The following is a 1,164-nucleotide window of genomic DNA, read 5'->3' on the forward strand; positions in this document are numbered from 1 at the left end:
AGCTGAAAGAGAACATTTATTTAGTCCGGGATTATTAATTAATCAAGATTATGAATTAGCTTTTATTAAAGATCCCGTTTCTAATGGTTATGAACTTTTTTATAACAATATTACTGAGTTAGGTTTGAGTGGCGCACCTGTTTTAGATACTCAAGGAAGAGTAATTGGAATTCATGGTGCTTCTGAAGGTACAAAAATTTATGATGAAGAATCTAATTCAGTGGCAAGAGTAAGTATTGGTTTTAGTTATGGAATTCCTATTAATACTTTTTTAGAGTTGGCAAATAAGTTAAATATGGGATTAAATTTTGAATTGGAAAATTCACCCCCACCACCAATAACTAAAAAAGAAGCTTTTTCTATAGAAGCTTATTTAAAAGTTCCAGAAACAGGAGATATTTCTAGTGCAGCAGCATGGGCAAACCGTGGGAATCATTTGTATCGGTTAGAGAGATTTGAAGAAGCATTAGTAGCTTTTGAAGCCTCAATAAAAATCAGGGAAAATTTCTATCCAGCTTGGTATGGTAAGGGAAATGTTTTATCTGCTTTAGGTAGGTATGATGCAGCAATAGATGCTTATAAAAAGACAGTAAAAATTAAACCAGATTTTTATTTGGCTTGGCGAGATAAAGGAGCTTTATTTGCTTATTTAGATCGACCTTACGAAGCATTAATATCTTTTAATCAAGTAATTAGATATAATCCAGATGATTTTGCGGTTTGGTATCTGAGAGGAAATATTTTAACAACAAATTTTCAGGACTATGAAGAAGCGATCGCTGCTTATGATAAGGCAATTCAATTAAAGTCTGATTTTGCTGATGCTTGGATAGGAAAAGGGGAAGCTCTTTATCGTTTAGGGAATTATGAAAAAGCTAGAGAAGCTGCCCAAGAAGCAGTAAAACTTAAGCCTAACGATCCAGAAGTTTTGAGTTTTTTAAATGCTCTAGAGGAACATAGTTTACCACAGATTCCTGTGGAGTTGATACCAAATCAAAGAGAGGTTGAAAGAAGAAGTTATCCTCCTGGTAAACAACCTAATTTATTGTGGTAATCAATATAACTCTCCGGAAAAGAGGGAGTAGGTAGTAGGGATTAGGGGGAAATAATTGATTATTTATGAGAGATAATTGATTTTATTTTTGACGATCAGAGATGTCTAAT

General features: G+C 33.3%; 1 protein-coding gene. It reads left to right on the forward strand.

The window, feature by feature from the left end; all coding sequences use genetic code 11:
* A partial coding sequence (locus tag AFK68_RS00070) for a tetratricopeptide repeat protein (RefSeq protein ID WP_143437357.1) occupies positions 1–1,054 on the forward strand: 1,054 nt, incomplete at its 5' end.
* Positions 1,055–1,164 lie beyond the last annotated feature (110 nt).

The organism is Hydrocoleum sp. CS-953, from assembly GCF_002260545.1.
Classification (GTDB): Bacteria; Cyanobacteriota; Cyanobacteriia; order Cyanobacteriales; family Microcoleaceae; genus Trichodesmium.